Annotated in this window: 3 protein-coding genes; all 3 read right to left on the bottom strand. The window is 46.4% G+C overall.

The window, feature by feature from the left end; all coding sequences use genetic code 11:
- On the bottom strand, nucleotides 1–234 hold a 234-nt coding region (locus F6K51_RS38810), incomplete at its 3' end, for a recombinase family protein (RefSeq protein ID WP_365940595.1).
- Nucleotides 235–595: 361 nt separating this feature from the next.
- Entirely contained in the window at nucleotides 596–1162 is a 567-nt protein-coding gene (locus tag F6K51_RS36020) for a DUF4255 domain-containing protein (RefSeq protein WP_070394513.1), read from the bottom strand.
- Between the two features lie 191 nt (nucleotides 1163–1353).
- Nucleotides 1354–2581, bottom strand: a 1228-nt coding sequence (locus F6K51_RS36015; RefSeq protein ID WP_293030653.1) for an ATP-binding protein, incomplete at its 5' end; no start/stop codon positions are given.

Below are 2581 nucleotides of genomic sequence, written 5' to 3'. Positions count from 1 at the left end.
TGAGATAAGATCGATTCCATTGCGACAGAGCCGATCTTTGTGGGCAACGACAATATACTTGCAAGTGCCGCTGAGAACTCTGTCCAATAGGGAGTGAAGACCAAATCTTTTGAAGTTGAGACCGCTGCCGATGTCTCGGATGACTTCTGCGTCTGGGTAACGAGACTTAAGAAACTGTACTTGTTGATCGAGATCATCTCTTTGAGAGCGGCTTGAAACCCTTGCATATAGGATTGCTGCTCTTTCGTCTCTATCTGTTTTTTTTGTTGAAATAGAGACAACTGAGTCAAGATTGTATCTTCAAAGTCCTCCAGGGGTTTTAATTCCTTGGATTTTGCCTTCGTCAAGCCACCTTTCAAGTGTCCTGGTACTGACCCCGAGCCTGGTAGCAGCGACTCGGGGAGGAACATAGTTAATTTGTTCATTCATTGACAAATTTGGGTCAGTACACTGACATGATCAAACAAGATGTTGGAAAATGTCAAATATGTCGGGAAAACTATTTATCAGGACTTAACTCCCTTAGTCAACTATCTTGGTTATGGCTAATGGCTAATGGCTAATGGTAAATAGTCAACCAATTCCCAATCCGCAATTACCCAATCCTGATATCTGTTACCAAGGTTCCTGCCTCAACTGGATCATCGACTTCCACAGCCATAGTAAGGGTGTAGTTCAATGCTGGTCTGGGCTTTCCTCCCATTGCTTGCCAGAATTCACCCAAACTCTGTAGGTTGCTCTGACTCAGACTAACTGTCCTGATCGGAGGTTCCATCCCCATGAGGCTTCCCTGTAATACAGCCGCTGGAATTATACGATGACGCAGTAGCACTTTCATTACCTCCCCCAGCCATTGGTGCTCTTCTTGCTCTGGTCTTTGACCATTACCTGTAAGAGCGGACCAAGCGGTGATTAGGTAAGAGCAATCCACTCGCACTGGATTACGCCTTTTGGTTGCCCTACCGTTACTGCGTTCTGTTGACCAGGTGGTGTTGCGTAACTCCAGATTCTCACGCACATCGTAAAGAAAAAGATTAATCGCTGGTTTGACACTAAAATCCTTGTCAGGTGTGGCAAAGCTAATAGTAACTGACGAGATTAGCTCAGGAGGTAGTTCGCCCTTGAGCAATTCCTCCAACGTTCTATCCAGGTCATGAATCATCTCATTTCCTCACTCTTAGCCCAGGTCGCCAAATCATCGGCAAACTGGCTGAGGTCAATCGGCAATTTGAGTTGGCAAGTACCCACTTTAGTCTGCAAACTGTCCCTTAAATCTTCTCCGTAACAACAATACACACAACTTAAACGTGCTTAGTGAATTGTTTGCACAGTTATTTGAGTTATTACGAATCATCACATTAGGCCAGCATACTGACCAAAATCACCCTCTATTAACACTTTTCCCATCTTCTGATACTCTCGCCGGACTGCACGCAGCAGGTGATTCATCTTGACAATTCCACCATCATCTGCTGCTATAAAAGCAGCAGCCAGAGCAATATTACGAATATTGCCCCCAGCAATCTCGCAGTTACGGGCGATAAAATCTAAATCCAGTTCCTCAGAGCGAGGTACAGGACTAGGCCAGATTTGCTCCCAGATCCGGCGGCGGTCTTTGAGATTAGGAAAAGGAAACTCAATAATAAAACGTAATCGCCGGACAAAGGCATCGTCCATATTAGTGCGGAGGTTGGTGGTCAAAATCGCCACTCCTTCGTACTCCTCCATCTTTTGCAGGAGATAGCCAACCTCAATATTGGCGTAGCGGTCATGGGCACTGCTGATTTCAGAGCGCTTGCCAAACAGGGAATCTGCTTCATCAAACAGGAGAATGGCGTTAGCATTGGCAGCAGCTGTAAAGATGCGATTGAGGTTTTTTTCTGTCTCCCCGATATACTTACTGACCACTTGGGACAGGTCAATCTTATAGAGGTCAAGCTCTAATTCGTGGGCAATAATTTCCGCTGCCATGGTTTTACCAGTCCCTGGTGGGCCAGAAAACATCACATTCAGTCCTCTGCCCAGGGAAAGCTTGCTCTGGAAGTCCCACTCTTCCCACACCAGCTGTCGATATTTGGCTTGATTACAAATTTCCCGCAACTGAGCCTTTTGATTAACTGGCAGGACAATATCATCCCAGCTGTACTTAGGCTGAATCTGACGTGCCAATGAACCTAGTTGATGACCAGATTGGGCACGGGCTGCTGCAAATAGTTCCGACAAGGTGGGTTTTTCAAGGCAGTGTGGGAGGTTGGGAGTGTGGGGAGTGGGGGGAGTGTTTTGGGCAATTCGCCAACGGGCTCGATTACAGGCATCGATCACGGCATCAGTAATTTGCTCGGAATTGAGGCGGAAGCGATCGCATAAAGCATCTAGCTCTGGTCTGTCTAGGGAAATACCAGCTGCGGTTAGTTGATTCTGCCAACACCAGCGACGAACAGTAAACTCAGGGATGGGAAAAGGAACAGTAACCATTCCCATTGCTATAGTTTTCTCTGGCCTCCAGGGTTTTTCACCAGCGAGGATAGTAATTCCTTGATGGTCTGCTATGATTCTTAGCAGAGATAGATATTGAATGGAA

The organism is Moorena sp. SIO3I8 (assembly GCF_010692325.1).
Lineage (GTDB): Bacteria > Cyanobacteriota > Cyanobacteriia > Cyanobacteriales > Coleofasciculaceae > Moorena.
This window is presented reverse-complemented; position numbering and strand designations above follow the sequence as displayed.